Annotated in this window: 1 protein-coding gene; it reads left to right on the forward strand. The window is 28.6% G+C overall.

The annotated features are described in order from the left end of the window. On the forward strand, positions 1 to 532 hold a 532-nt coding region (locus tag SK086_RS13590), incomplete at its 5' end, for a hypothetical protein (RefSeq protein WP_324692346.1). Positions 533 to 676: the final 144 nt, after the last annotated feature.

Here is a 676-nt window from a genome sequence, read left to right on the forward strand (position 1 = left end):
TTGTGCTTGTGCAAAAAAAATAACAACGCTTGAGGAATATGCAAATTATCCTGTAAAATATGAAAAAACTAAAATATCTTATCCAACTAAGGATTTCTCAATGACAATTCCTAAAAATTGGAAATGGAAAGCTAAAAAATATAATACTGAACAAATAATTCTCGGAATGGTTATTGGAGAAACAGATTCAATAACAAGATTTACAAAAATAATATCTATTCAGAAATATAAAAGTTTAGAAAATAATTCAGATTTGAAAGCTGAATTTGAAACAATTCTAAAAAGTTCAGCAAAGAATAATTTAATTCCTGAAATTGTAGAAAGTGGAAAAACTAACATTTTAAAATATGATTCTTATTTTATCCACGCAAAATCTGAAAATGAAAAATCAATAGAAATGATTTCATTCATCGTAAAAAGTAAGCAAAAAGGAATTTTTTATTCAATCACAGCAAGTTGTCAAAATGAAGATCAAATTAAAACAAACTTAAGTATGATGATTGATTGTGTCAAAAGTTTTGAACAGAATTAAAACATCGCACAACAGCCGTTAACCGCTATTGCTGGATTTTCGTGGTTTCACGTCTATTTTTCACGTAAAAATATTATCTTAGCAGACAGTACGCAGTTCGCTGGAATCGCAATAGTCGGTTAGCGGCGAAACGTTATGTGATAG

Origin of the sequence: Flavobacterium cheonhonense (assembly GCF_035671315.1) — a bacterium.
GTDB lineage: Bacteria > Bacteroidota > Bacteroidia > Flavobacteriales > Flavobacteriaceae > Flavobacterium > Flavobacterium cheonhonense.